This is a genomic window from Ferribacterium limneticum (assembly GCF_020510625.1).
GTDB lineage: Bacteria > Pseudomonadota > Gammaproteobacteria > Burkholderiales > Rhodocyclaceae > Azonexus > Azonexus limneticus_A.
This window is the reverse complement of record NZ_CP075191.1, coordinates 1,571,762-1,598,071: the sequence shown is the minus strand read 5'-3', so window position 1 is coordinate 1,598,071 and position 26,310 is coordinate 1,571,762. Positions and strand designations below refer to the sequence as shown.

The following is a 26,310-nucleotide window of genomic DNA, read 5'->3' as shown; positions in this document are numbered from 1 at the left end:
GGTCAATGACAATAGACCGTCAATGTGCCAAACTTCTGCACTGCACAATAACAGCCTAACAAGGGGCTTGCCATGTTGGAACAGCACTATCTAACGGCGCTTTTTGAGCCGAAATCGGTGGCCGTGATCGGCGCCTCGGACCGCGAAAACTCGGTCGGCAACATCATCTTCAAGAACATTCTCAGCTCGGGTTACAAGGGGCGCCTCTACGCCATCAACCCCAAGCACGAGACGATTCAGGGCCAGCAGGCCTACAAGTCGATTGAGGAAATCGGTGCCCGCGTCGAGATGGCGGTGATCGCCACCCGGCCGCAGACCGTGCCGCAGCTGATCGAACAATGCGGACGTTCCGGCGTGCGCAACGTCATCGTCATCGCTTCCGGCTTTTCGGAAGCCGGCCATATCGGTGCCGCGCTGGAGCGCAAGGTTCTTGAAATCGCCCGTTCCTACAATGTGCGCATCCTCGGCCCCAACTGCCTGGGCATCATCCGCCCCGACCTCGGCCTTAACGCCACCTTCTCCAAGACCACTGCAGCCCCTGGCAACCTCGCCCTCGTCTCGCAGTCCGGTGCCATGTGCTCCGCCGTACTCGACTGGGCCAAGGCTAACGATGTCGGTTTCTCGTCGGTTATCTCCATCGGCATGACCGCCGACGTCGATTTTGGTGAAATCCTCGATTACCTGATCTACGACAGCCGCACGCACTACATCCTGATGTACGTCGAAGGCATTCGTAACTCCCGCCGCTTCATGAGCGCCCTGCGTTCCGCCGCCCGCATCAAGCCGATCATCCTGCTCAAGGCCGGTCGTCACGAGGCCGGTGCCGCCGCGACGGCCATGCACTCGGGCATGGCGGCTGTTTCGGATAGCGTTTTCGACGCTGCCGTCCGCCGTGCCGGCGTGGTTCGCGTCCAGAACGTTGGCCAGTTGTTCTACGCGGCCAAGGCGCTGGCCTCCAAATTCCGCCCGTTGGGCAACCGCCTGGCCATCATCACCAACGGCGGCGGGCCGGGCGCCATGGCGGCCGACCGTGCCGGCGACATGGGCATTCCGCTGGCCGAGCTGAGCAACGAGACGATGGCCGTGCTCAACAAGGCGATGCCGACCAACTGGTCGCACGCCAACCCGATCGATATTGGTGGCGATGCGACGCCGGAGCGCTACCGCGACGCGATCATGGCCGTCACCAACGACCCGGGTGTCGACAGCACGCTGGTCATGCTCTCGCCGCAGGCGATGACCGATCCGCTGGCCGTCGCCCAGGCCATCATCGAAGTGGCCGACAAGCTCAACCGTTCGATCATCTGCTGCTGGATGGGTGAGGAGCAGGTGCGAGAAGGCCGCAAGCTCCTCGAATCTGCCGGCATTCCAGCTTTCCGCATGCCGGAAACCGCGATCGAACTGTTCCACCATATTTCCAAGTACTACCGTAACCAGAAGCTGCTGCTGCAGACACCGGAGCCGACTCGCCAGCATGGCCGACCGGAAGCCGAAGGCGCCAAGATGCTGATCGAGGCCCTGCTCGCCGAGCGCCGCAAGGTGCTGTCGGAAATGGAATCGAAGGCCATCCTGCGGGCCTTCAAGGTGCCGGTCGCCCAGACCATGGTGGCCCGCACGGCCACCGAGGCGCTGCTGCTGGCCGAGCAGATCGGCTTCCCGATCGCCATGAAGGTCGATTCGCCCGATCTGCCGCACAAGTCCGATGCCGGTGGCGTTCGCCTGAACATCGGCAATGCGCCTGCCGTGCGCAACGCTTACCACGACATCATCGACACCGTGCAAAAGCGCCGGCCGGACGCCAAGATCAACGGCGTCTCAATCGAGCCCTTCCTGTCGCGCCCGAACGGCCGCGAACTGATGATCGGCGTCTTCCGTGACCCGATCTTCGGACCGGTCATCACCTTTGGTGCCGGTGGCTTCGACGTTGAAATCTTCAGCGATCGCTCAGTGGCCCTGCCGCCACTGAACAAGTTCCTGGCCAAGGATCTGATCGAATCGACCCGTGCCTCGAAGATTCTCGACCAGTTCCACAACATGCCACCGGTCGACCGCGACGCCCTGAAGGAAGTGCTGCTGTGCATTTCCGAAATGGTCTGCGAACTGCCGTGGATTCAGGAGCTAGATCTGAATCCGCTGATCGTCGACGAAAATGGCGCCATCGCGGCCGATGCCCGTATCGTTATCGACCATGCCGCCAGCGCCTCTGGCGACCGCTACGCCCACATGGCGATCTATCCGTATCCGGTGCACCTGATCCAGGACTGGCAGATGAATGACGGCAAGGTCGTCACCATTCGCCCGATCCGCCCGGAAGATGCCGACATGGAGCAGGAATTCGTCAAGGCCATGTCCGATGAGTCGCGCTACTACCGCTTCATGGATACCTTGCGTGAATTGACGCAAACCATGCTGGTCCGCTTCACGCAGATCGACTACGACCGTGAAATGGCCCTGGTTGCCACCATCACCAAGGAAGTCGAGGACAACGTCGACGGCATTGAACCTTACGAGCAGCAGATTGGCGTCGCACGCTACGTGGTCAATCCGGACGGCGAATCGGTCGAGTTCGCACTGGCTGTCGGCGACGACTGGCAGAAGTGCGGCGTCGGCCGCAAGCTGATGACCGCGCTGATCGAATGTGCCCGCATGAAGGGCTACCGCGCCGTGGTCGGCGACGTGTTGTCGACCAATTCGAAGATGTTCCGTCTGATGACCAGCCTGGGCTTCACCATCCATCCGCACCCGGACGACACCGCCGTCAAGCGCGTCGTCAAGCCGCTGACGGGCTAGGCGATTAGCTGCTACGCGCCGGCTGGTCCGGCGCGCAGGCAAACAAAAAGCCGGTCAATGACCGGCTTTTTTAACGACTGGAATTCGCAGGCGATTATTCGCCGAAGAAATTCACGTCGTAGGGATAAGACTTCTGCGGCACCTTGGAGCCTGCATTGCGGGCGGTGGTATCGACATCCTGCTTCTTGTCCCACCACAAGGCACGACCGGCCTTCTGATCTTCGACCCACTGCGGATTTTTTGCGAGTTGTTCGTTCATCCAAGTCTGGTGATCGGACACGTAGCTGGTATTGACTTCACCCATTTCGCTGCTTTCCTCAAGATATTCAAGACAATGTTGCGATTCTAGCATGGTGAGAGCGGGGTTGAGCCGGCCGCAAAATGCAATTGCTGTTGAAAAACCAGGCATCCCTGGCGACTAGCAATGCCTGAAAGCTCGCCAACGGCCTGTATCATCGCTCGCAGCAGAACTGCTCCATGACTCCCGTCAAGATGCCGGGAACAATACCCGCTCCCTTCCATCAACATGCTTGCCATGACCATGCCGACCGCTGCCCAGCCCAATATGACCAACACCCTCATGAATCAACGAGCAACTCGTCTGCTTTTCGGCTTGCTGTTGAGCGGCCTGCTCGTCTCAGGCAGTCTGCACGCCGAAGAAGCCCGGCTGGTCGTTACCCTGCAAGGCGTTCGCGACGATGTCGGCAATCTGCGTGTTTCGCTCTATCGCGACCCGGAGACCTTTCGCAAGGAAGACAAGGCAGTGCAGATCGTTTCGCTCGCCGCCACCAAAGGGGAGGCCAAACTGGCCTTCGACAGGCTGCCACCAGGGCGCTACGCCATCATGGCTTACCACGATGAAAACTCTGATCAGAAGCTGAACCTGCGCTTCGGCATGTTTCCGATCGAAGGCTATGGGCTGTCAAACAACCCCAAGGTGATGGGGCCGCCAAAATTCGCCGACAGCGCCTTTGATGTGAGCGCACCGGAAACCGCGACCAGCATCAAGCTCTCGTACTAGCCAACAGCCCAGGCGCGACTTCACGCACCTTCGACAAAATAGGGCAACAGCGCCTTCGCTGCCTCGATTCGATGGCGAGGACTGGCCGATGCGTCATTCATCACGGCCAGCAAGAAGCTTTTCGGGTCGCTGTAATGCTTTCCTACGTTCAAGCACGGGCGCTCGCAATCACTTGCGGTAGGTGCCTGACCAGGCGCCTTGTCTTGCGTGCTTGCAGACTGCTCAGAGTCATGCCGCTGGAGATGCTCCAAGGCCCTTTGAAAATCGACGGGTTTGATGCTTTCCAGCCCGGCCAGAATGCCCGCCTGTTTATCCAGCGCCGGGGCCATTTCGAGCCCCGGCTCGTCAATGAACATGCTCCCCAGGCTCGGATCGATGAAGGCAGACCATTTTCCGGTCAGCGCGTTCGGCGCCGGTACCAGTTGGACCAAGCCCTGCCCCATTGAAGCCGGCATTTCGGTGCCCGGGAGAAACTCAATGTCTACGACCGGAATATCGGCCAGATAGTGAGCAGAAAGCGCCTCGAGGAAGCACCGCACTTGGGCGACAGGCAGTGGTTCGGCCAGCGAAAACCAGAGACGATAACCCTGGCGCCCGGACACGGAGACGGCAGGCGCCGGCAAATCCAGTTCCTCCTGCACCGCCTGATAAAGATTTGCCACGCGCTCCCAATCGCCTGGCCGATTGAATTTGATGACCATGGCTCGCGACAATCCGTCCGCGCCGACGAGATTGAAGGCCAGGCTTCTCTCGCCGGCCAGGCTCTCCGCCACGATTTCAGGCGTCAATGCATCTTCCGGGTGAAAAGTAGCGCCGCCCGCTTGCTGAATGTGCCATTGCGGGTCTTGGAGAAAATAAAGCCGTTGCAGCTCAGTCAATAATTTATTCATGAATCACCAAAATAGAAAATTCCGTACCGCCAAAAGCATTTTCAGGAAAATGCCAAGACGGCGACATTGCCGCAATCAGGGATACAGGCCGCGCGTCGCCCGGGCTTCAAGCACCCGGCTGCAACCGATCACAAAGGCTGCAGAACGCAGCGACAGCCTGCGCTGCTCGGCCAATTGCCAGATGGCGTTGAAGGATTCGGACATGATCCGCTCAAGCCGGGCATTGATTTCGTCTTCGCTCCAGAAAAAGCTGGAGAAATCCTGCACCCACTCGAAGTAGCTGACCGTCACACCGCCAGCATTGGCCAGCACATCCGGTACGACAACGATGCCGCGTTCGGCCAGGATGACATCAGCCTCCGGTGTGGTCGGGCCGTTGGCGCCTTCTACGACGATGCGGGCCGCGATCCTCTCGGCGTTGTAGCGATTGATCTGCGACTCGAGCGCCGCCGGCACCAGGAATTCACAAGGTAGCGACCAGAACGCATCGTTGTCGATCACCTCACAGCCAGGTGCGCCGGCCAGTGTCTTGTTCTCCAGCTGATAACGCTTGAGGGCCACGATATCGAGGCCGGCTGCATTGAATACGGTACCGCTGACATCCTGTACGGCTATCACCCTGGCCCCCGCCTGGGCAAAGATACGCGCACTGGCTTCACCGACATTGCCGAAGCCCTGCACGATCACCTGCGCCCCCTCGATGGGTACATCCAGCTTGCGCGCAGCCTCGCGAGCGGTAACAAAAACGCCGCGCCCGGTCGCATCCTGACGGCCAAGCGAACCGCCGAGCGATAACGGCTTGCCAGTCACCACGCCGGTCACCGTTCGCCCCTCACCCATCGAATAGGTATCCATCATCCAGGCCATGACCTGGGCGTTGGTATTCATGTCGGGCGCGGGGATGTCCTTGTCCGGCCCGATCATCGAACTGATCTCGCTGGTATAGCGCCGCGTCAAGCCTTCAAGTTCGGACAGCGACAGCTGGCGCGGATCGACGCGAATGCCGCCCTTGGCACCACCGAAAGGCACATTGACCACGGCATTCTTGATCGTCATCCACCCGGCCAGTGCCATCACTTCGGATAAGGTCACATCCTGATGAAAGCGAACGCCGCCCTTGCCCGGCCCGCGTGACGTGTTGTGGTGCACACGATAACCCTCGAAATGCTCGACTTCACCATTATCGCGACGGATCGGCACATCGACGATCAGCGAACGCTTCGGCCGGCGCAAGGTTTCCACCCACGGCCACAACGCCTTGTCGAGCAGCGGCGCGACCTGCTCGACCTGCTGCAGGAAGATTTGCCAGGGGCCGATATTTTCCCGGGAAATATAGGAAGGCAGTTGGGGGGTATTCATGTCGAATCCTTCGCACTCAGTCTTCTGCACAGTGTCGCGCATCATGCTTCACCTGACTAGCGCGCCATCACGTCTTGGCGGTATGCTCCGCCCACAACATTCAACCGGAGAGACTCTGTGCCCGCCCTGCTGCCCCAACCCGATCCCGATGGCCTGCTCGAATATTCGGTGGTCTATACCGACCGCGCGCTGAACCACATGTCGCAGCGCTTCCAGGGCGTGATGAAAGACATCTCGCGACTGATGAAGCAGGTCTATAACGCCAAGTCGGCGATCATCGTGCCCGGCAGCGGCACTTTTGGCATGGAAGCCGTGGCCCGCCAGTTCGCCACGGATCGCAAGGTACTGGTCATCCGCAACGGCTGGTTCAGCTTCCGCTGGACGCAGATTTTCGACATGGGCAGGATTCCGTCGGAGAGCATCGTGCTCAAGGCCAGGCAAGTCGGCAGCGGTTCGCAAGCGCCCTTTGCGCCGGCGCCGATTGACGAAGTCGTCGCCGCCATTCGCGAGCACCAGCCCGCCGTCGTTTTCGCGCCGCACGTTGAAACCTCGTCGGGCATGATCCTGCCCGACAGCTACATCAAGGCCGTTGGCGAAGCCGTGCGCGCCGTGGGTGGCCTATTCGTGCTCGACTGCATCGCCTCCGGCACCATCTGGGTCGACATGGCAGCCAACAACGTCGATGTACTGGTCAGCGCACCGCAGAAAGGCTGGAGCGCCTCGCCGTGCTGCGCCATGGTCGCCCTCGGCGAACGTGCCCGAGCCCACATCGATAGCACCACCAGCACCAGCTTCGCCTGCGACCTGAAGAAGTGGCTGCAGATCATGGAAGCCTTCGAAAACGGCGGCCATGCATACCACGCTACGATGCCGACCGATGCGCTGGCGACGCTGCGTGATGTCATGCTGGAAACAGAAGCCTACGGTTTCGACAAGGTCTGCGCCGAACAGCGGGAAGTCGGTCGCCGCATCCGCGAACTGATGGTCGCCAAAGGCTTCCCCAGCGTGGCTGCCGAAGGTTTCCAAGCGCCCGGCGTCGTGGTCAGCTACACCACCGACCCGGATATCCAGTCGGGCAAGAAGTTCCTCGCTGCCGGCTTGCAAACAGCGGCCGGCGTGCCGCTACAGTGCGACGAACCGCCGGAATTCCGCACTTTCCGCGTCGGTCTGTTCGGCTTGGAAAAGCTGCACAATCCCGAGCGCATCGTCGCCAACCTGTCCACTGCGCTGGACAGCCTGGCCTGAACGGCCTGCCGGTCGCGCTCAGTGGTCGTGCAGGAAGGCCACGAAGGCATCGGCCGACAACGGGCGGGCAAACAGGTAGCCTTGACCTTCGTCGCAACCGAGCGCAGCCAGCATCTGCCGCTGCTCCTCGGTTTCGATGCCTTCGGCAATGGTCCGCAGGCCCAGTTGGGAAGCCAGTTGCAGCACCATGCGGGCAATGCCATAGTCCTCGGCCGCACATTGTTCGCCGCTGACGAAGGCACGGTCGATTTTGAGCCGCTCAATATCGAGACGGCGCAGGATATTAAGCGACGAATAGCCGGTACCGAAATCGTCGATGGCCACCGCCACGCCGACCTGGCGTAGCGCAGCCAATTTCTGTTCGATCAGTTCGACATTGTCGATAGCTACCGACTCCGTCAATTCGATTTCAACGCAGGATGGATCGATATCGTAGATCGCCATGGCAGTCATCAGGTCATCAATGAAATCCGGCTCGCGGAATTGAGTGTGTGACACATTGACGGCCATGCGGAAATCGCGCACGCCTTCCGCACGTAGCTGCGCCAAAAACTGCAGGGCGCTACGCATGACCCAGTTGCCCAGCGCCACCATCAGGCCGGACTGCTCAGCCAACGGAATGAAGCGGTCGGGCGGCACGAAGTTGCCCTCCTCGGTTTTCCAGCGCAGCAGAGCCTCGGCGCCGACGATACGGCCGCTCGCCAGATTGATGAAGGGTTGGTACTGCAAGAACAGGTGCTCGGCAGAGAAAGCCTGGCGCAGGCTGTTCAGCATGCGCATCCGGTCACGCGCCTCAACGGCGTACACTGGCTCGTAAAACATCGACTTGCCACGCTGGAAGCTCTTGGCGTGCTTGAGCGCCACGCCGGTATTCTTCAGAACCTCCACTGCCTTGTCCTGGATCCCGCCCAACGCAATCAAGCCGGAAGTCGCCGACAGGCGGAGTTCCTGGCCATCGACAGCAAACGGCTGCGCGAAGACCTGGGCGATGCGCTCCGGGCTAACCTCACGGGCAATCCCGAGCAGGCCGAAAACATCATTACCGACTCGTGCCACCACCACCGAGGGCGGAAAGGCATTACGCAGGCGAGCGGCAACGGCTTCCAGCACCAGATCGCCGAACGCCTGGTCGAGAATACTGTTGATATCGGAAAAACCGTCGATATCGACTAATGCAACCCGATCGGCCGACTCCGGACGGCACTCGACCAAGCCAATGAAGCTGTTGCGGTTGGGCAGATGAACGAGAAGATCCTCGAAGGCCAGGTCATACACCTTCTGGTACAACTGGACATTCTCGAAACCGATGGCAATGTTGCTGCAAAAAACCTCAAGCAGTTGGCTATCGACTTCGTTGAGAGGGGAATCGACATCAACGAAAGCTGCCAACGCGTGGCTGTCCGGTGTCGAGAAATACAGGCAGGTCGATTCGCCGAAAGTATGCTGGTGCTTGCCCAGCGCATCCTCGAGTATCCGCTTGACCCGCTCGTCCGGAATGGCGCTGAGCGATTGCCCGATCCAGGCTGAATATTGCCCGGCCGCCGCCAGCACATAGGGGGCCACGCCGCGGGAAACGCTTGCGGCGCAAACCAGCCCATCCTCGCCGACACCGAGCAGGGCGCAAAGCTGGGTAACCACCCCCTCGGCAAAACGACGCAAGCCATTCGGCTTGCTCAATTCCATCGTCGCGTTGATGATCATCTCCAGGCCGCGCCGATTGGCTTCCAGCTGGTGAATCTGCCAAAAGGAACGGATAGCGACCGTAATCGTGGTGTACAGCCGGACGCGGGTCAGCTCCGATTTGGTCTTGTAGTCGTTGATGTCGAAGAGCCGGATGGTCTCTATTTCCGGCGCATAGCCGGGCTGACCGGTGCGCAGGATGACGCGGGTAGCACGATTATCGAGGTCCTCGCGCAAATAACGCACCAGCTTCAGGCCGGCGTCATCGGTTTCCATGACCACGTCGAGCAGAATGACGGCGATATCCGCTTCCCGACTCAGCATCTCCCTCGCTTCAAGCGCCGAATGCGCATGCAAAAAGGAGAGGTGGCGTCCTTCGATGACGACGTCTCGCAAGGCCAGCAAGGTCACCTCATGCACATCCGGCTCGTCGTCGACGATCAGGATACGCCAGTGGCCTGCCGTGTTGTCCGGCGCAACTTCTTCTTCATCGACGAAAGCCAGCAGCTCGTCACGGTTTTCATCGCGCATACTCATTCACTATCCCAATTGTGTTGTTCCCCGGCCGGTGCCACGCTGGGCAAATGCACGACAAACCGCGCCCCCTCCCCAGATGCACTGATCACATGAACCCGCCCGCCCAACAGATCGACGACCAGGCTGAATACGATATGCAGGCCTAGTCCCGAGCCTCCCTGACCCAGGCGTGTTGTAAAAAACGGATCGAAAATCTGCTTCTGGTGCTCCGCCGAGATGCCGCAGCCATCATCGCTGACCGTCATGATAATCCAGCCCGGCTCCGCGGCCTCGGCAGCAATCCGGACCTGACCGCTGTCGCGGCCGACAAAGGCGTGAATCAGCGCATTGTTGATCAGGTTGATCAAAATCTGGCCGAGCGGCCCTGGATAGCTGTCGAATACCAGGCCGGCTGGCACCTCGTCGATCAATTGGTAGGGCGAACGGCGAATGGTCGGCGCCATCGCCAGCGTGATTTCGTGCACGACTTCCTGCAGATCGAAAGACCGACGCTGGTAGCTGGACTGATCGACGGCCAGTTGCTTGAAGCTGCCGATCAGCTCTGCCGCCCGATAAAGATTGCGCTCGACGATCTGCCCTGCTTCGCCAACCACACTCAGGAAACGCTCCAGCGCGCTGCGGGTCAGGCCAGCAGCCATTTTTCCGGTGAAATGACGATGCTCGTCCAGCAGAGTGGTGGCGACCGTTACCGCGTTACCGATAGGCGTATTCAGCTCATGCGCGATGCCGGCAACCATTGCCCCGAGCGACGCCAGCTTCTCCGTACGCAACAGCTCGTCCTGGGCGCGCTGCAAGTTGGTCAGCGTAATGCCGAGATTCGTATTGGCCTCCGCCAGTTCGCGAGTGCGCAAGGCGACCCGCTCCTCAAGCGTCGCGTTCAGTTCCCAAATTTCGGCTTCGGCTCGTTTGCGCTCGGTAATGTCCCGCACGACGCCGACAATCAGCGAGCGCCCATCTTCCTCGAAACTGCTGAGCGCCACCTCGACATAGAACGGAGTGCCGTCTCCCTTGGTGTGCACCCACTCGAAGCGCTGCGGTTCGCCAGCCAGGGCCGCCCTCACTTTGGTGAGGGCCAGCGTACTGGATAGCTCACCGTTTGCTTGCAACAGTGGCGAAAAAACGGCCGGCGATTGCCCGATAAAACGCTCGCGGGGGCTCTCAAAAATCCGCAAGGCTGCCTCGTTGCAGTCAATGGTGATGCCGTTGTCGTTGAGAAACACGGCATCGTTGGTGTGGCTGACCATGAAGCTGAAGCGGCGCAGTTTGATCTCCGCCTCCTGGCGCTCCCGTTCCATTTGCCGCAAGGCGGTAATGTCTTCCTGCAGCATGACCAGCAGTTCCCTGCCATCAACCTGTACCCGCCTGGCGCCGACACGGCACAGAAGGCGGCTGCCGTCGCCGCGAACAAACTCGGCCTCGTAATCACTCACCAAGCCATCCTGTTCAATCTGCGCAATGACCCTTTCGCGATCCACCTCGTTCGCCCAGAAGTTGATCTGCCCGCCATTGAGCCCAACGATTTCCGGTAGTGTGCGCTGGAACTGGCGCAGCCAGGCCTGGTTCGCATCGACAACGCTGAAATCACGACTGATATCGGACACGAGCATGGCCACTGGCGAAGCGTTGAAGATAGCGTGCCGTGTTTCCTCGCTGGCCCGTAATTCAGCTTCTGCCTGGCGACTGTCCGTCACATCAACATAGGCGACAATCATCGCCTTGCCGTCGACGGTTTCGACCTTGTCCGCAAACAGGACATGCTGACGTATGGCGCCATCGCGGCGCCGTAGATTGACCTCGAAGGCATGCACATGACCTTCATCGAGCACCCCCTGGATCAACTGTCGGCGCTGGCCCGGATCGACCCAGATGCCCAGTGCATCGCCTCCCCTATCCTCAGCCTCCTCGGGCAGAAATCCAAAGGTGTGATACCAGGCATCGTTCCAATGCGTATGGCTGAATTGCTCCCGCTCGTGGGTGAATGACATCGGTACCGGCGCCATTTGGAACAAGGCAGCGAACCGGGCCTCGCTCTGACGGATCTGTGCCTCGGCCAACTTCAGTTGCGTCACATCCACCGTGACACTGAGCGAAGCCGGTACGCCGTCGAATTCGATCAGCCGGCTGGAATACATGCTCCAGCGTTCCTCGCCATTCGGCATCTGCATCCGGATCACCTGGCGCTCCAGGCTCCCTTTTTCCAGCAAGGCCGCCCGGTGCGCTGTAGCTGCGCTCTCATCGGGCAACAAGCCGATTGTGCCCCCCGAACGCCCAAGCACCTCTTCCCGCGACAAGCCGACCTTGTTCAGGAAGGCCTGGTTAACGTCCAGCAATGCACTGTCCGACAGTCGAAAGACCACCACCGACTCCGGAAATGCCTCGAATATCGTCCGCAGACGCTGCTCCGAAGCCGTCAGATTGGCTACCAAGCGGTTATACGACTCGGCCATCGCAGCAAACTCGCCACTCCCCGGCACCTCGACCGGCTTAGGCATGGCACCATCCTTCATCGCAGCCTGGCCTCTGGCCAAGGTCTGCAATGGGCGCAGTACGAGGCGATGCATCATGGCCACCAGCAGTAGCGCAGCGAAGAGAACGACAATGAGTTGCACCCAGCCGAAATATTTGGCCTCGCTATAGGCGGCCAGCAAATCCTTTTCCGGCTGGATATAAGCGATCGTCCACCCCGTGCTGCGCATGCGCGAAACAAAGTAGCGATACTCTTGTTGCTGCTCGATATATTGGCCATCAACCACGCTACCGGTAATTGCCTGGCCCGCAAGCGTTGTCATCAGGGCGGCAGCATGAGGCACCTGCCGCACCAAGGAGAGGTCGCCATCGGCATCGGTAGTGTCGGCAAAGCCATTGACCAGCACCCGGTTCTGGTCATCGAGGATGAGCAGGCGTGCATTCGCGCCCGGCAAGCGAACCAGCAGCGGACCGAGCATATCGTGCAGCTTGAAAGCAGCAATGACCGCCCCTCCGGCCGCACCCGGCAAGGGCACACCGATCAGGGCCAGCGGCTGCTCGCCCAGCGTGACGATCCGGGGAATGGCCAAGGATGGTGCACTCCCCGCCTGCGCACCGAGGTAGGCAGCCAACACCTTGTCCGGAACACCTCCTTCACTGGAAGCCACGCCGCGGCCATCTGGCAGGATCACGTAAATGTCGGCGACATCGGGTAAATTTGCCTTCCAACTCGCGAGATCGGTCGCAATCTCCGCTGGATTTCCGCGCGCCACGACCCGCAAGCTGGCCAGGAGACGCAAGCTACCAAGGGGCTGCATGAGGGCACGACCGAAGACATCATCGCGCCGCGCCAGTATTCCGTGCGCATCGCTGCTCAGGCGCTCGTCGATCGAACGGTGCCAGCGCCGCATGGTGTCCGTCACGGCAAGCAGCGCGACGAAAACCAGCAGGATCAACACCAGCAGGATGCGGCTATGAACCTTGATGATGAGTCTCCGCGCCTGCCAGGTGGGGAAGCAGGCATTATTTTTGATATATCTCTCAAATGTACCGCCAACCACTATTAACTTCAACCGGAATTGTCGTGTCGCTCCGGCATGGGATGGCCGCTTGTTCAGCCCTAGCGCTCACCCACCTTGGTGGCCAGCAGGACCTGCCGGAAGTGTGCGATATCCTCGTCCAGCAAGTCGGGGGATGCATCGCGCATTGCGTAAAAAGGCACCTCGATGCCGCGCCGGCGCAGTTCACCCTGCAAGGCCATCATGAAGATGCCGGACTCGGGCGCCAGAGCTTCCCCTGCATCATGCACCGCACAACCGGGGCTGGCTGCATTGCCGCCCAGCACGGCCAGCAGCTCGAAGCCCTCGCCGATCTGCTGCTGCAAGCGCTCGGCGACCGAAGCGGCCAGTTCGCCGCAAGCCCGACGCGCGGCGTCGCCCTCCAGCGCCTGGCGGATCGTCGCACCGGGCGGCCGCTCGCGCCGGAAGCCGAGGGCGGCAATCTCCGGGCAAGGCATCTGCCAGACACCGATGCCCGTTTCATGGCACAGCGCCAGTAACGGAAAATTCATCGCCGAAAAACGGGCGGCGCCCCGGTCGCGCACGTTCTGATTAACGATGCAGTCGATCACCGCGACGAAACGGCCGCCGCGACAATCACTTGCAAGCTTCGGCCCCAGGCGCCGGCGCAGCGCGCCGAGCAGCCTGGCGACGATGGGCTGGTTCATTTCGGGAGCCACTTCTTCTCCCCGGCCATGACCGGAAATGGCAGCCAGTTCTCGGGCGGCGGCAGCGGACAGGTGGCAAAGGGCGTGAAGGCGCAGGGCGGGTTGTAGGCCCGATTGAAGTCGAGCCTGATTTTGCTGCCGGTCGGTACCGGCACCTTGAGGAAACGCCCGGCACCGTAAGTCTCGCGGCCGCTCGTCCGGTCGCGGAAGACGAAGAAGACTTCCGTATCGCTGACCGCCATCGGCAACAGGCTTACCGGCTCACCGCCCACGTTGAATACCGCGCGATGCGCCACATCGACCCACTTCAGGTCGCCACTGACATTGGGCACCTCCATGCTGAGCGGTGGAGACAGGGTTTCCCATTCAGCCTCGATGACCCATTGCGGGTCATAGTCGAAGTACGCCAGGCCGCTGAACGGCTGCTTGGCGGCCCAGGCACGATCGCGCAGACGGGCGGCCAGACGCCCCTCCCGATCGACGACGAAAAACGACCAGTCGCCGAAATCCACCACGCTGGGGGCGCCGTTGAGATCCGTTTGCAATGCCTGCTCCGGCGCGCCGACGGGTTGCCACAACAACAGCCCCGACTGCCAGAGCAGGTCACCAAGATGCTCCGGCCCCTCGGGCAGGCAGACCAGGCAATCGTCGCCGCAGCCAACCCGGTTCACCCCGGGCTGCAGCCAGAACAAGCCAGCCATGCCCAACCAACTGTCCGGAGCGCTCAATTCGGCATGGCGCCGGGCCTGCCATTGTTTCTGGTCTTCCTGCATCTTCAGCTATCCTGTTTACGAAGCCATTCCCTTGGTAATTCCCGAATGCCGTTCAAGTTCATTCGGTTGCCTGTTTTCAATCTGCGAGGAAACTGCCCATGAAAAAAATCCTGCTTGCTGCACTGCTCGGCGCCTTGCCCCTGCTGACCAGTGCAGCCGACATCAATGTCAATCTCGGTAGCGTACGCGTTGACGCGCCGGGTGTCAGCGTCACCTTCGGTTCCCGCAATGACCGCGGCTATTACTGGGATGGCTACGAGTACCGCGAGCCGGCTTACTGGAAACAGCACAATGGCCCGCGCGGCGAAAAGTACTACACCGGCCGCGGCAACAAGGGCGGTTCGCATCAGGGCGGCGGACATTGCCCACCGGGCCAGGCCAAGAAAGGCAACTGCTGATCGGTTACTGAAGCAGCAATGAAAAAAGGGCGAGGCCAATATTGGCCTCGCCCTTTTTTATGGCGCATCGATTAGTCTTTGGCGAAACGCATGATTCCGCCGGTAGCCGGATCGCAGCTGACACGTATCGTGTCCTTGGGACCAAATTTTCCTTCCAGAATGGCTTTGGCCAGCGGATTCTCGATCTGCTGCTGGATGGCGCGCTTGAGCGGCCGGGCGCCGAATACCGGATCGAAACCGGCCTGTGCCAGTTCGGCCAGGGCGCTGTCTTCGACCACGATGCCCATTTCGAGCTGGGCCAGCCGCTTTTCGAGGTAACCGAGCTGGATCTTCGCGATACCGGCGATGTGCTTTTCGTCCAGCGCGTGGAAGACCACGACCTCGTCGATCCGGTTGATGAACTCCGGTCGGAAGTAGTTCTTCACCTCGGCCATCACCGCCACCTTGATCACGCCGTAGTCGTCGCCTGACATCTGCTGGATCATCTGGCTGCCGAGGTTGGAAGTCATGACGATAACGGTGTTCTTGAAATCGACCGTGCGGCCCTGGCCATCGGTCATCCGGCCATCGTCGAGCACCTGCAGCAGCACGTTGAAGACATCCGGGTGGGCCTTCTCTACCTCGTCGAGCAGGATCACGCTGTACGGTTTGCGACGCACAGCTTCGGTCAGGTAACCGCCCTCTTCGTAGCCGACATAGCCCGGCGGCGCGCCGATCAGGCGGGCAACCGAGTGCTTCTCCATGAACTCGCTCATGTCGATGCGGATCAAGTGATCCTCGGAGTCGAACATGAATTCGGCCAGCGCCTTGCACAGCTCGGTCTTGCCAACGCCCGTCGGGCCAAGGAACAGGAAGGAGCCGTATGGACGGTTCGGATCGGACAGGCCGGCGCGCGAACGACGGATGGCGTCACCAACCAGACGCACCGCCTCATCCTGACCAACGACGCGCTTGTGCAGCCGGTCTTCCATATTGAGCAGCTTCTCGCGCTCGCCCTGCATCATCTTGCTGACCGGAATGCCGGTGGCACGGGACACCACCTCGGCGATTTCCTCAGCACCGACCTGGGTGCGCAGCAGCTTGTTCTTCTGCTCGCCACCGTCGCCGGCCCTAGTGCCAGCATCTGTATTCATGGCATTTTCGGCCGCCTTCAACTGGGCTTCCAGCTGCGGCAGCTTGCCATATTGCAACTCAGCCACTTCGCCCAACTTGCCTTCGCGCTGCAAACGATTGATGTCAGCCTTCAGATGGTCGATCTCTTCCTTGATCTGGGCAGAACCGAGCACGGCCGACTTCTCGGCTTTCCAGATTTCTTCCAGGTCGGAATATTCCTTGGTCAGTTTGGCGATTTCTTCCTCGATCAGGCCGAAACGCTTCTTCGAGGCTTCATCCTTTTCCTTCTTGACCGCCTCGCGCTCGATCTTGAGCTGGATGATGCGACGGTCGAGCTTGTCCATTACTTCCGGCTTGGAATCGATTTCCATCTTGATGCGGGCAGCGGCCTCGTCGATCAGGTCGATCGCCTTGTCAGGCAGGAAGCGGTCGGTGATGTAGCGGTGCGACAGTTCGGCCGCCGCGACGATGGCCGGGTCGGTGATGTCGACGCCGTGGTGCAGTTCGTATTTTTCCTGCAGGCCGCGCAGGATAGCGATTGTCGATTCGACGCTCGGTTCCTCGACCAGCACCTTCTGGAAGCGTCGTTCGAGCGCAGCGTCCTTCTCGATGTACTTGCGGTATTCGTTCAGCGTGGTGGCACCGATGCAATGCAGTTCGCCACGGGCCAGGGCCGGCTTCAACATGTTTCCGGCGTCGATTGCGCCTTCGGCCTTGCCGGCGCCGACCATGGTGTGCAATTCGTCGATGAACAGGATGATCCTGCCTTCATCCTGCGCCACCTCCTTGAGCACGGCCTTCAGACGCTCCTCGAATTCGCCGCGGTACTTTGCACCAGCGAGCAGGCCGGCCATGTCGAGCACCAGCACCTTCTTGCCCTTCAGGGTTTCCGGCACCTCTTCATTGATGATGCGCTGGGCCAGTCCTTCGACGATGGCCGTCTTACCAACGCCCGGTTCGCCGATCAGTACCGGGTTGTTCTTGGTGCGGCGCTGCAGGATCTGGATGGCGCGGCGGATTTCGTCGTCCCGGCCGATCACCGGATCAAGCTTGCCCTGGGCGGCACGCTCGGTCAGGTCGATGCAATATTTCTTCAGCGATTCACGTTGGCCTTCTGCCTCCTGCGAATCGACGCCCTGCCCACCACGCACGGCCATGATCGCCGCTTCGATCGACTTGCGGCTGACGCCGTGTTGCTTGGCGATGCGCCCGGTTTCGTTCTTGTCCTCACACAGGGCAAGCAGGAACATTTCGCTGGCGATGAACTGGTCGCCCCGCTTCTGGGCTTCCTTGTCGGTCAGATTGAGCAGATTGGCCAGGTCGCGACCGATGGAGACATCGCCACCATGCCCCTGAACTTGCGGCAAGCGGGTCAGCGCCTGCTCCAGATCGCGCTTCAGCCCCGGCACATTGACGCCAGCGCGGGACAGCAGCGACGTCGTTCCCCCGTCATCCTGATTGATCAGGGCGAGCAGCAGATGCTGCGGTTCAATGAATTGCTGATCGCCGCCAATGGCCAAACTTTGGGCATCGGCTAAAGCTTGCTGGAATTTGGTCGTGAACTTGTCAAGGCGCATCGCGGATCTCCCGAGTCGGATTTTCTATACACCGGTAGATGAGGACGCATTGGCTAATTTCAACTGCAGCAGAAAAACGACTGGAGCATCGCCATATCGTCATACATGACTATTACTTTCGTGATAAATTCATTTTCAGATTTACAGCTTTCATCAAATAATATGACATGGGGGGATTGAGGCATGTCTAAACAAGGGTTATCCCTACGCGGCAAGCTGTTCGCAATGACGGTCATGACCGTCGTTGCACTGGCCGTACTCTTCACGGTATTGCTGCTGAGTGGCAAGAGCCAGATGCTCGAAGATCGTCAGGCCAAGGTCCGCAACCTGGTCGAGGTTGCCCATGGCAATCTGGTTCACTTCGAGAAGGAAGCGCGCGAAGGCCGCATGACGACCGAAGAAGCCAAGAAGGCCGCAGCAGAGGCCATTCGCACCATGCGCTACGACAAAGTCGAGTATTTCTGGATCAACGACCTGACCGACGTCATGATCATGCATCCGATCAAGCCGGAACTGGAAGGCAAGAAGCTGGACCAGCTCAAGGACAAGAATGGCAAATTCCTGTTCAAGGAATTCATCCAGGTCGTCAAAACGCAGGGCTCCGGTTTTGTCGATTACCTCTGGCCCAAACCGGGCTCGGAAGAAGGTGTTCCCAAGATTTCCTTTGTCATGGGTTTTGAACCCTGGGGCTGGCTGGTCGGCTCTGGCATTTACGTCGACGATGTCGATGCCAAATTCCGTAGCGACGCGATCAAACTGCTACTTTGGGGCCTTGGCATTGCCGGCTTTATCGCAGTTTCGTCGCTGATCCTGTCGCGCAACATCATCAAGACGCTCGGCGGCGACCCTGCGCTGGCCTCTTCAATCACCAAGCGCATCGCCGCCGGTGACCTGGCCACCCCGGTCGAGTGCGATCCCAACGACAAGGACAGCCTGCTGGCCAATATTCGCACCATGCAGGAAACGCTGCGCAACATGATCGCCAGCATTGTCAGCAACGCCGAGCAAGTCGCCAGTGCAGCCGACCAGTTGTTATCCGCTTCCGAGGCAGTGGCGGATCGCGCTACCCAGCAAAGCGATGCCGCCTCTTCAATGGCTGCCTCGGTCGAGGAAATGGCGGTCAGTATCGATCAGGTCAAGGAAAATGCCGCCGAGGCACACGGCATTTCGCAGGAGGCGGGTTCGATCTCCGAGGAAGGGGCCGCAGTGATCCACCGGGCGGCCGACGAGATGCACAAGATTTCCGAAGCCGTGCAGTCGTCGTCGAAAATTATCGAGGAACTGGGTCAGCAATCCGATCACATCACCTCCATCGTCAACACCATCAAGGAAATTGCCGACCAGACCAATCTGCTGGCCCTTAACGCAGCAATCGAGGCTGCTCGTGCCGGCGAACAGGGGCGCGGCTTCGCGGTGGTGGCCGACGAGGTGCGCAAGCTAGCCGAACGGACCAGCCTGTCCACGACCGAAATTGCCGGGATGGTCTCGAAGATCCAGAACGGCACGCGCAGTGCAGTCAGCAGCATGCAGGCAGGTGTCGAACAAGTCGGCCATGGCGTCGAACTGGCCAATCAGGCCGGCAACTCGATCAATCGGATTCGTGACGGCGCATCGCGCGTGACTGAAGTGGTTAACGGCATTTCGGACTCGATTTCGGAACAAAGCATCGCCAGCACCGAGATCGCCCAACAACTGGAAACCATCGCCCAGATGTCGGAAGAAAGTGCACTGGCTGTCCGCCACACCACCGATGCCGCCCGCCAGTTGCAAACGCTGTCGGCCTCACTGCATCAGACGGTAGCCCGCTTCCGCACCTGATACCCGGGAAGCAGATACGACAAGGGGAGCGCCGCTCCCCTTTTTTATTTCTGCCAGCGCATCGCCGCGCTGTCGTCAGTCTCGCGGGCATCGACCCAACGGCCACCGTCCGGTGTCGCCTCGCGCTTCCAGAACGGCGCACGGGTCTTCAGGTAATCCATGATGAACTCGCAGGCGGCGAAGGCCTCGCCCCGATGGGCGCTGGTCACGGCCACGAGCACGATCTGGTCGCAAGGCTTGAGCGGCCCGACGCGATGAATCACCAGCGCATCGTAGATGTCCCAGCGACCGCGGGCTTCGGCGACGATTTCCTCCAACGCCTTTTCGGTCATGCCCGGGTAGTGCTCCAGCGTCATTTCCGAAACGCTGGCTCCGTCGTTCAAATCGCGGACGAGGCCGAGAAAGCTGGCCAGTGCACCTACCCGGGCATCGCCGGCCCGCAGCACGGCCAGTTCGGCACCGACATCGAAATCCGCTTCCTGCACCCGAATTGTCATCGCAACCTCCACACGCTTGCTCTACTGCTAACAACTAAGGAAACGCTGATTTATTCAGAAATGTCATTCCCGCGAAGGCGGGAATCCAGAAGAATCAACGGACTGGATCCCCGCATGCGCGGGGATGACGAATTAATCAGCGCCTCCCTAACAGCCAATAACTACCTCAAGCCACTTCGCGCGCTTCAAGGAAGCGCAGGTTGGGATACTTCTCTTTGACCATGTTCAGATAAACATTGTTCGGCGCCAGATAAACCGGGTCATCCGCCCCATCGAGCGCGACGTTGGCGCTGTAGCGGTCGGACAACTGGCGTAGTTCGACGGCATCGCCTTGAATCCAGCGCGCCGTGGCACAGTTGTAATGCTCGAAGATGACCTGCACGCCGTATTCGTTTTCCAGACGGCTGGCCACCACGTCGAACTGCAGCGTACCGACCGCACCGAGAATCAGGTCGGTGCCGGACAACGGGCGGAACAACTGGGTTGCGCCCTCTTCCGCCAATTGCTGCAAGCCCTTTTGCAGTTGCTTGATCTTCAGCGGGTTGGCAATGCGCGCCAGACGGAAGTGTTCGGGCGCGAAGGACGGGATGCCGGTGAAGCGCAGATCTTCGCCTTCGGTAAAGGTCTCGCCCAGGCGGATCGTGCCGTGGTTCGGGATGCCGATGATGTCGCCGGGCCAGGCCTCGTCGGTCGTCGAACGGTCACGGGCCATGAAGGTGATGGCGTTATTGATCGACAGCATCTTGCCGGAAGCCACCTGCTTGACCTTCATGCCCCGGTCGAAGCGGCCGGAACAGACGCGCAGGAAGGCGATTCGGTCGCGGTGCTTGGGGTCCATGTTGGCCTGGATCTTGAACACGAATCCGGAGAACTTCGACTCGTTCGGCAACACCTCGCGGCTGACCGAAGACCGGGCAATCGGCGGCGGCGACAGGTCGACCACGGCATCGAGCAGGCTCTGCACGCCAAAGTTGTTGACCGCCGAACCGAAGAACACCGGCGACTGCTTGCCCGACAGATAGGCCTCGGCATCGAAAGCGTGCGAAGCGCCGCGCACCAGCTCGATATCCATGCGCAGCTCGTCGGCCTGCGTGCCGATCAGTTCATCGAGGCGCGGGTTGTCGAGACCCTGGATGATCTCGGCCGTGCCCTTCTCGGCCTGCGGGTCGAAGAAAGCGATGGCGTCGTCGTAGAGGTGATAGACGCCGCGGAAACGCTTGCCCATGCCGATTGGCCAGGTCATCGGCGCGCACTGGATGCCGAGCACCGACTCGATTTCGTCGAGCAGGTCGATCGGCTCCTTGCCCTCGCGGTCGAGCTTGTTGATGAAGGTCAGGATCGGCGTGTCGCGCATGCGGCAGACGTTCAAGAGCTTGATGGTCTGCGCCTCTACGCCGTTGACCGAGTCGATGACCATGACCGCCGAGTCGACGGCGGTCAGCGTGCGGTAGGTATCTTCCGAGAAGTCCTCGTGGCCCGGCGTGTCGAGCAGGTTGATCATGCACTCGCGGTACGGGAACTGCATGACCGACGAGGTCACCGAAATGCCGCGCTGCTTCTCCAGCTCCATCCAGTCCGAGGTCGCGTGACGCGAAGCCTTGCGGGCACGCACTTCGCCAGCCACCTGAATGGCGCCGCCGAACCACAGCAGCTTTTCAGTCAGCGTCGTTTTACCGGCATCGGGGTGGGAAATGATCGCAAAAGTGCGACGGCGGGAGATTTCGTTGTCGAGGGGAGTCACGGCAGGGCTTGGAAATGCGGAAAGGCGGCAATTATACCTTTGCCGCCTTGCATGCACCGGCGTTCAGGCGAGCGGCAGCGCTTCGCGGTAGAGCGCCCGGCTGGCATAGGCCATCCACGGCAGGACAACCGGCAGGAGGGGCAACAGCAAGACGCTGCCGATCACGATCATCGACAGCAAGACAGCCCACAGGGTGGCTGTTCCGAAATTGCCGAAAAAAATGCGCACGCTGATCACCACCGCCTCAACCAGCCCGGCGCGCCGCTCGCAGAGCAAAGGTACGGAAAACGCTGCGACGCAGAACAGCAGCAAGGCGACGACCATGCCGGAAATGCCGGCCCACTGCACAAAGGAAAGCACGTTGGCGTTGGCCGGCAACAAGTTGCCCAACCAGACCGGCGTTCCGCCAACCATGTAGGCGTAGAGAATCGCCGCATCGGTCACAAAAATCATGAACAGCAAGGCGCAGACCAGCGACAACGCCCACAATGCCCGCGAAGCCTGGGCAAAGCCTCGCCCCACACTGGCCAGCCCGATGACCTTGCCAGACTCATGATCCCCGGCAATCCCGAAAAAACCGGCCAGGAGAACCGGGCCGATCAGCATGAACGCACCCGCCGCCGCAATGACAAAGGGGGTCCAGCCCTGAACGAGCAAGCCCCCCATGATCGCCAGCCCCCCCAGCGCAAAGATCAGCGAGTAGATGAAACTGACACCCCGCGTTGCGCCGGCAATGCGCCAACCCTCAGCCAGGGCGCGGGAGATGGAGGTCAGGCTGAGCGCTTGAATATTCATGGGAAAAAGCCGGCAAAATTAATGCTTTCAGCCTAACGGTTATTGCCTGCCTCCCGCCCCGACTCAGATCAAAGAATCGAGCCGCCGCTCGCACTCCGTCATGATCGAAATACCGATGTCCGACTGCTCATTGCTAGCCGGCATCAGGCAATCAGACCACCACCAGGGTCTGCCGCCCGTACCACTCCTCGCCGGCCGGCAGTGACACCGGACGGGTCGCCGCTGCTTCGACGCAGAGCATGTGGCGCCAGCCATCGGCCGGCATGTCCTTCAACTCGGCGCAACGATCGACCCAGGGGTTCCAGACCACGACATCCGGGAAACCCTGCGCCTGGATACCAAGGCTCAGATTGCCCGCCTTCAGGTACTGCGGCCGCCGAACATCGTGATAGGCGCGATCCATTTCTTTTTCGATGATCAACTCGGTACCGGTTTCGCGAACGATCCGGCCCTCTTCCACGGCATCCTGATAGTCATGCCCATGCAAGCCTTCAAGGGTAACGTCTTCAACCTGGACGACACGCAGGTAGGAATGCAACGCCCCGGTAAATTCAAACGGCGCGCCGCCCGTGTTGGTGACGGCCAGTTCCAGATCGATGCGGTCCGTTTCGAGCATGACGGTCAATTCGGCCACAAATGAATGCGGCCAGAGACTGCGCGTCGTTTCATCATCGGTGCATTCCAGCGTCACCAGGGCGTAATCGTCACCGGTGCGTTGGGCACTGACGGTCCACGGACGGGTGCGCACAAAGCCATGTTTGGGCAAGTCGCCCAGGCTGGAAAATTGCGGAAAGCAGACCGGCACACCGCCACGGATGGCGACACTGCCATCGAATACCGCCTTGTCCGAAAGGAAAAGGCGTTCGCGACCATCGGCGGTCACCCAGGACAGTAGTTGCGCTCCCTGTTTGCTGACGATGGCGCTGACACCGCGCGGCCCGTTCAGGCGCAGGGCTGCGATGCCGTGGAATTCGATATCTTCAATGGAGGGTTTCATGGGAATTTGGTATCACGTAAAGGTGGGGGCGGACATGCAGCATTTCGACCTCATGCCCGAGCAGGGTCACGCTGCCAAAGCAGCGGTTATTACCCGTATCGCTGTATTCGAAGGTGTAGACACGACGCAGCTTGAGCAGCCCGTCATCGTCACGAGCCAGCCGTAAGCCGCTCCCGACAACGGTTTCATCGAGAAACTGGAGGCCTTCATCCTGGCAGGCATGGCGGGCGGCGCGCACGCCCAGCTCCCGGGCTTTCAGGCTATCAAACCAGAACCAGACGACCAGCGCCGTCAGGCAAAGAAACAGTAATTCGTACAGATTCATCGGGCAAGTATACGTAAAGAGGAAATACGCCACAGAAAATTACGCAAATTTACCGGATAATCCGCATGTCAAACTTTATCCAAAGACCATGGACTCCCCCCTGCAACTTTTTCGCGAACTGCTACCGTTCGGCCAGTTGAGTGCTGACCAGAAAAGTGCCGCCGCAGTTCGTGGGTTGCTGGATACGGTTGCAGGCCTGTCTCCGCAGGAAACCGTGGCCAAACTGGCGAGCAGCGTCCTGCCCAGCGTTAACCAGCAGCGCAACATGCACATGCGCTTCAAGTTGCTAGAAGACATCCGCCATGAAGCCGAGCAGGCACTGCCAACCATGGAAACCGGCATCGCCCAGGCTGTTCTGCCGCTACCGCTGGAAGCGACCACGGCAGCATTGCATGCCGACAACCTGCTGAAAGGGCTGGCCATTGCTTACGCCGGAATAGCCCGGAGCATCAACAAGAGCCAACTCAATGGCGCCCTGAGTCACCTTTATCATCGCAGCGTCCAGCGGGCCATGGCCATGATCGCCCGCCGGCAGTTGCTGGCTTACCGCGCCTATGCCACACCGTCGGCCACCTCCTGGCTGACACTACACGAGCTTTACCAGATGGTTCGCGGCCCGCAGTCCGAGCCGCTCAACGGCGAAACGGCCCCGATTGAACACGAGTATCTGGGCGCATTGCTCTTCGCCTACCTGGAACCCAGCAAGTTTCCCCGCGGCGATCTCGAAGCCGTCAATATCTGCTCGCGGCAACTGGCGGCCTACGCCACGATAGGTGAGCTGGCCCTGGACACCAGTGCCGGCAAGACGACGGACTCCTGCTTCGTGGCCCATCCCGAAGAAGGCAGCCCTGGTTATCCATTGATGCGTCTGCCGGCCGGAACCTCCACTTTCGGCAGTCTGCTGATCGACTGCACACAGGTGCTCGCTGCGCTGGATCGCAACATTACCCGACGCCCCGGCAAGACCGTCGAGCCCGACCTGGACGCCCCTCCGGCGCTCCTCCAACTCCTGCGCGTCGCCATCGGCGGCAAGAGTGCCCGACGCTTCAGCCGCACCCGCTTCCGCCCCCGTGGCGATCTGGTCACCGGCTTTCAAGCAGTCGTCAGCTTTCTGGATGGCAATACCTTCTCCCGCCGCTCCGTCGATGCCTCCAGTCGCTACGACGGCCGGGATTTTTCGTCCAGCGAATGGTCACTGATCGACGAAAGTCCGGATGGCTTCCGCCTGCGCTTCATCAAGGGCGAAAAAAGCAATCTGGGTTCCGGCGATATCGCCGCCCTGCAACCGCGTGAATCGAGCAAGATCCACGTCTGCCTGGTCCGCCGTATCTCGACCTCCCAGGTTCGCCTCGAACTGGGATTGCAACTGATGTCGCCACAGGTCAGCGTGGTTGATGTTTCGAGCGAAAACGAAACCGAACAACGGGCCATCTTTCTGCACAGCCTGCCGGCCTACGGCAAGTTTTCCGGCCTGATCGTTCCGCCGGGAACCTACCAGACGGACCAGACAATCCTGCTGAAACTGCCGGGTCGCTCGCTGCATCGAAAAATCGGGACATGCATGGAAGCCAACGAAGGGCTAGAATTCTTCGCCCTAGACCTGCTTCCGGACTAATCCCACTTAATGCTCAGCTACCGCCACGCCTTTCACGCCGGCAACCACGCCGACGTGCTGAAACACCTCATCCTGCTCCAGATCGCCGAATACATGGGCGAAAAGCCCGCGCCATTCTGGATCATCGACACCCATGCGGGTGCCGGGCGTTACGCGCTGGAATCGGCTCACGCCAGCAAGCTGGCCGAGTACAAGGACGGCATTGGCCGCCTGTGGGAGGCCAAGGGACTGCCGCCAGCCGCCAAGGACTACGTGGAGATGGTTCGCCAGCTCAACCCGGATGGCAAGCTGAAGCATTACCCCGGCTCGCCCTGGCTGGCCCGCCAGATGTTGCGCGACAGCGACCGGCTGCGGCTCTACGAAATGCACACCACCGATGCCAGGCTGTTGCTCGAATGCTTCAAGGGCACTGGCCGCGAAGTGGCGATCACCGATGGCGATGGCTTCATCGGTCTGAAAGCCATCCTGCCACCGCCACCGCGCCGGGCACTGGTCCTGATCGACCCTTCGTATGAAACCAAAAGCGACTACACGGCCGTCGTCAAGGCGCTGCAGGAATCACTGAAGCGCTTCCCGACCGGCACCTACGCGCTGTGGTACCCGATGCTCTCCAAGCTGGAATCCCGCCAGTTGCCGGACAAGCTGAAGCGCCTCGGGGCCAGCAACTGGCTGCACGCGACGCTGGAAGTCAAGGCACCGGCGCGCGACGGTTTCGGTATGAACGGCAGCGGCATGTTCATCATCAATCCGCCGTGGACGCTGGAAAAGAAACTGCACGAAACGCTGCCCAAGCTGACTGAACTGCTTGCCCAGGGTGATGGGGCGAAGTACACGCTGGAAAGCGAAACGACCTAATTGCCAGTTAGTCGCTAGTTGCTAGTTGCTAGTTGCTAGTTGCTAGTCGCTAGTCGCTAGTTGCTAGTCGCTAGTTGCTAGTCGCTAGTTGC

The 26,310-nt window shown here is 60.4% G+C and carries 20 protein-coding genes; 7 read left to right on the top strand and 13 right to left on the bottom strand.

What is annotated here, in order from left to right; all coding sequences use genetic code 11:
- The first annotated feature begins 72 nt into the window (after nucleotides 1-72).
- Nucleotides 73-2,790 (top strand): bifunctional acetate--CoA ligase family protein/GNAT family N-acetyltransferase, encoded by a 2,718-nt coding sequence (locus KI617_RS07530; RefSeq protein ID WP_226451393.1) that lies wholly within the window; start codon nucleotides 73-75, stop codon nucleotides 2,788-2,790.
- A gap of 94 nt (nucleotides 2,791-2,884) precedes the next feature.
- Here the strand turns inward: KI617_RS07530 and KI617_RS07525 are convergent, their stop codons facing one another.
- On the bottom strand, nucleotides 2,885-3,142 hold the full coding sequence (locus KI617_RS07525; protein WP_226451392.1) for a DUF3460 family protein: 258 nt from the start codon (nucleotides 3,140-3,142) through the stop codon (nucleotides 2,885-2,887).
- Nucleotides 3,143-3,325: 183 nt separating this feature from the next.
- Between KI617_RS07525 and KI617_RS07520 the strand changes: the two genes are divergently transcribed.
- Nucleotides 3,326-3,811: a DUF2141 domain-containing protein gene (locus tag KI617_RS07520; RefSeq protein WP_226451391.1), complete on the top strand. Its 486-nt coding sequence runs from the start codon at nucleotides 3,326-3,328 to the stop codon at nucleotides 3,809-3,811.
- Between the two features lie 20 nt (nucleotides 3,812-3,831).
- Here the strand turns inward: KI617_RS07520 and KI617_RS07515 are convergent, their stop codons facing one another.
- A complete protein-coding gene (locus tag KI617_RS07515) occupies nucleotides 3,832-4,701 on the bottom strand; it encodes a hypothetical protein (protein ID WP_226451390.1) in 870 nt (289 codons plus the stop codon).
- A gap of 75 nt (nucleotides 4,702-4,776) precedes the next feature.
- Nucleotides 4,777-6,060, bottom strand: a complete 1,284-nt coding sequence (locus tag KI617_RS07510) for a Glu/Leu/Phe/Val family dehydrogenase (RefSeq protein WP_226451389.1) — start codon at nucleotides 6,058-6,060, stop codon at nucleotides 4,777-4,779.
- Nucleotides 6,061-6,177: 117 nt separating this feature from the next.
- Here KI617_RS07510 and KI617_RS07505 point away from each other — a divergent pair, with 117 nt between their 5' ends.
- Complete coding sequence (locus KI617_RS07505; protein ID WP_226451388.1) at nucleotides 6,178-7,305, top strand: aminotransferase class V-fold PLP-dependent enzyme; 1,128 nt, start codon at nucleotides 6,178-6,180, stop codon at nucleotides 7,303-7,305.
- Nucleotides 7,306-7,323: 18 nt separating this feature from the next.
- Here the strand turns inward: KI617_RS07505 and KI617_RS07500 are convergent, their stop codons facing one another.
- The 4 genes from KI617_RS07500 to KI617_RS07485 all read right to left on the bottom strand — a co-directional run bounded on the left by KI617_RS07500 (nucleotide 7,324) and on the right by KI617_RS07485 (nucleotide 14,487).
- On the bottom strand, nucleotides 7,324-9,522 hold the full coding sequence (locus KI617_RS07500) for a GGDEF/EAL domain-containing response regulator (protein WP_226451387.1): 2,199 nt from the start codon (nucleotides 9,520-9,522) through the stop codon (nucleotides 7,324-7,326).
- The gene (locus KI617_RS07495; RefSeq protein ID WP_226451386.1) at nucleotides 9,519-12,947 is read right to left on the bottom strand and encodes a PAS domain S-box protein; all 3,429 of its coding nucleotides are present in this window, start codon (nucleotides 12,945-12,947) and stop codon (nucleotides 9,519-9,521) included. The genes KI617_RS07500 and KI617_RS07495 overlap by 4 nt, the downstream gene beginning before the upstream one ends.
- Nucleotides 12,948-13,108: 161 nt before the next feature.
- Nucleotides 13,109-13,714 (bottom strand): hypothetical protein, encoded by a 606-nt coding sequence (locus KI617_RS07490; protein ID WP_226451385.1) that lies wholly within the window; start codon nucleotides 13,712-13,714, stop codon nucleotides 13,109-13,111.
- Nucleotides 13,711-14,487, bottom strand: a complete 777-nt coding sequence (locus KI617_RS07485; RefSeq protein ID WP_226451384.1) for a DUF1684 domain-containing protein — start codon at nucleotides 14,485-14,487, stop codon at nucleotides 13,711-13,713. The genes KI617_RS07490 and KI617_RS07485 overlap by 4 nt, the downstream gene beginning before the upstream one ends.
- 98 nt (nucleotides 14,488-14,585) lie before the next feature.
- On the opposite strand from KI617_RS07485, the gene KI617_RS07480 reads away from it, so the two are divergent.
- The gene (locus tag KI617_RS07480) at nucleotides 14,586-14,885 is read left to right on the top strand and encodes a DUF2502 domain-containing protein (RefSeq protein WP_226451383.1); all 300 of its coding nucleotides are present in this window, start codon (nucleotides 14,586-14,588) and stop codon (nucleotides 14,883-14,885) included.
- A 71-nt stretch (nucleotides 14,886-14,956) separates the two neighbouring features.
- Here KI617_RS07480 and clpB read toward each other — a convergent pair whose 3' ends face one another.
- Entirely contained in the window at nucleotides 14,957-17,575 is a 2,619-nt protein-coding gene (gene clpB / locus KI617_RS07475) for an ATP-dependent chaperone ClpB (RefSeq protein WP_226451382.1), read from the bottom strand.
- 183 nt (nucleotides 17,576-17,758) lie between these two features.
- Between clpB and KI617_RS07470 the strand changes: the two genes are divergently transcribed.
- Nucleotides 17,759-19,393: a methyl-accepting chemotaxis protein gene (locus KI617_RS07470; protein WP_226451381.1), complete on the top strand. Its 1,635-nt coding sequence runs from the start codon at nucleotides 17,759-17,761 to the stop codon at nucleotides 19,391-19,393.
- Nucleotides 19,394-19,437: 44 nt separating this feature from the next.
- On the opposite strand, the gene moaE is transcribed toward KI617_RS07470, so the two are convergent.
- The 5 genes from moaE to KI617_RS07445 all read right to left on the bottom strand — a co-directional run bounded on the left by moaE (nucleotide 19,438) and on the right by KI617_RS07445 (nucleotide 23,748).
- Entirely contained in the window at nucleotides 19,438-19,890 is a 453-nt protein-coding gene (gene moaE / locus KI617_RS07465) for a molybdopterin synthase catalytic subunit MoaE (protein ID WP_226451380.1), read from the bottom strand.
- Between the two features lie 166 nt (nucleotides 19,891-20,056).
- On the bottom strand, nucleotides 20,057-21,631 hold the full coding sequence (locus KI617_RS07460) for a peptide chain release factor 3 (protein ID WP_226451379.1): 1,575 nt from the start codon (nucleotides 21,629-21,631) through the stop codon (nucleotides 20,057-20,059).
- Between the two features lie 63 nt (nucleotides 21,632-21,694).
- Nucleotides 21,695-22,426 (bottom strand): DUF2189 domain-containing protein, encoded by a 732-nt coding sequence (locus KI617_RS07455; protein ID WP_226451378.1) that lies wholly within the window; start codon nucleotides 22,424-22,426, stop codon nucleotides 21,695-21,697.
- 151 nt (nucleotides 22,427-22,577) lie between these two features.
- The gene (locus tag KI617_RS07450; protein WP_226451377.1) at nucleotides 22,578-23,423 is read right to left on the bottom strand and encodes a D-hexose-6-phosphate mutarotase; all 846 of its coding nucleotides are present in this window, start codon (nucleotides 23,421-23,423) and stop codon (nucleotides 22,578-22,580) included.
- Nucleotides 23,407-23,748, bottom strand: a complete 342-nt coding sequence (locus tag KI617_RS07445; protein ID WP_226451376.1) for a DUF3301 domain-containing protein — start codon at nucleotides 23,746-23,748, stop codon at nucleotides 23,407-23,409. Before KI617_RS07445 ends, KI617_RS07450 begins: the two co-directional genes overlap by 17 nt.
- Before the next feature lie 88 nt (nucleotides 23,749-23,836).
- Between KI617_RS07445 and KI617_RS07440 the strand changes: the two genes are divergently transcribed.
- Both KI617_RS07440 and KI617_RS07435 read left to right on the top strand, forming a co-directional pair.
- Nucleotides 23,837-25,363, top strand: a complete 1,527-nt coding sequence (locus tag KI617_RS07440) for a hypothetical protein (protein ID WP_226451375.1) — start codon at nucleotides 23,837-23,839, stop codon at nucleotides 25,361-25,363.
- 9 nt (nucleotides 25,364-25,372) lie between these two features.
- The gene (locus KI617_RS07435) at nucleotides 25,373-26,218 is read left to right on the top strand and encodes a 23S rRNA (adenine(2030)-N(6))-methyltransferase RlmJ (RefSeq protein ID WP_226451374.1); all 846 of its coding nucleotides are present in this window, start codon (nucleotides 25,373-25,375) and stop codon (nucleotides 26,216-26,218) included.
- Nucleotides 26,219-26,310 lie beyond the last annotated feature (92 nt).

Excerpts from the sequence above, each read along its gene's own strand:
- KI617_RS07530 (WP_226451393.1), top strand. The coding sequence starts at position 73 with ATGTTGGAACAGCACTATCTAACGGCGCTTTTTGAGCCGAAATCGGTG.
- KI617_RS07525 (WP_226451392.1), bottom strand. The coding sequence starts at position 3,142 with ATGCTAGAATCGCAACATTGTCTTGAATATCTTGAGGAAAGCAGCGAA.
- KI617_RS07520 (WP_226451391.1), top strand. The coding sequence starts at position 3,326 with ATGACCATGCCGACCGCTGCCCAGCCCAATATGACCAACACCCTCATG.
- KI617_RS07515 (WP_226451390.1), bottom strand. The coding sequence starts at position 4,701 with ATGAATAAATTATTGACTGAGCTGCAACGGCTTTATTTTCTCCAAGAC.
- KI617_RS07510 (WP_226451389.1), bottom strand. The coding sequence starts at position 6,060 with ATGAATACCCCCCAACTGCCTTCCTATATTTCCCGGGAAAATATCGGC.
- KI617_RS07500 (WP_226451387.1), bottom strand. The coding sequence starts at position 9,522 with ATGAGTATGCGCGATGAAAACCGTGACGAGCTGCTGGCTTTCGTCGAT.
- KI617_RS07490 (WP_226451385.1), bottom strand. The coding sequence starts at position 13,714 with ATGAACCAGCCCATCGTCGCCAGGCTGCTCGGCGCGCTGCGCCGGCGC.
- KI617_RS07485 (WP_226451384.1), bottom strand. The coding sequence starts at position 14,487 with ATGCAGGAAGACCAGAAACAATGGCAGGCCCGGCGCCATGCCGAATTG.
- KI617_RS07480 (WP_226451383.1), top strand. The coding sequence starts at position 14,586 with ATGAAAAAAATCCTGCTTGCTGCACTGCTCGGCGCCTTGCCCCTGCTG.
- clpB (WP_226451382.1), bottom strand. The coding sequence starts at position 17,575 with ATGCGCCTTGACAAGTTCACGACCAAATTCCAGCAAGCTTTAGCCGAT.
- KI617_RS07470 (WP_226451381.1), top strand. The coding sequence starts at position 17,759 with ATGTCTAAACAAGGGTTATCCCTACGCGGCAAGCTGTTCGCAATGACG.
- moaE (WP_226451380.1), bottom strand. The coding sequence starts at position 19,890 with ATGACAATTCGGGTGCAGGAAGCGGATTTCGATGTCGGTGCCGAACTG.
- KI617_RS07455 (WP_226451378.1), bottom strand. The coding sequence starts at position 22,426 with ATGAATATTCAAGCGCTCAGCCTGACCTCCATCTCCCGCGCCCTGGCT.
- KI617_RS07450 (WP_226451377.1), bottom strand. The coding sequence starts at position 23,423 with ATGAAACCCTCCATTGAAGATATCGAATTCCACGGCATCGCAGCCCTG.
- KI617_RS07445 (WP_226451376.1), bottom strand. The coding sequence starts at position 23,748 with ATGAATCTGTACGAATTACTGTTTCTTTGCCTGACGGCGCTGGTCGTC.
- KI617_RS07440 (WP_226451375.1), top strand. The coding sequence starts at position 23,837 with ATGGACTCCCCCCTGCAACTTTTTCGCGAACTGCTACCGTTCGGCCAG.
- KI617_RS07435 (WP_226451374.1), top strand. The coding sequence starts at position 25,373 with ATGCTCAGCTACCGCCACGCCTTTCACGCCGGCAACCACGCCGACGTG.